Raw genomic sequence first — 264 nt, 5'->3', positions numbered from 1 at the left:
CTTCAAAGGCTCCCACCTATCCTGTACAGATCGTACCCAAATTCAATATCAAGCTGCAGTAAAGCTCCATGGGGTCTTTCCGTCTTGTCGCGGGTAACCTGCATCTTCACAGGTATTAAAATTTCACCGGATCTCTCGTTGAGACAGCGCCCAAGTCGTTACGCCATTCGTGCGGGTCAGAATTTACCTGACAAGGAATTTCGCTACCTTAGGACCGTTATAGTTACGGCCGCCGTTTACTGGGGCTTCGGTTCACAGCTTCGG

The 264-nt window shown here is 50.0% G+C and carries 1 rRNA gene; it reads right to left on the bottom strand.

The features are described from left to right. A 23S ribosomal RNA gene (locus IFU39_RS32580) occupies window positions 1-264 on the bottom strand; the annotation flags it as partial.

The organism is Paenibacillus sp. CFBP 13594, assembly GCF_014842675.1.
Taxonomy (GTDB): Bacteria; Bacillota; Bacilli; order Paenibacillales; family Paenibacillaceae; genus Paenibacillus; species Paenibacillus amylolyticus_B.
Note: the sequence above shows the minus strand (reverse complement) of the source record. Positions and strands in the feature narration are given on the sequence as shown.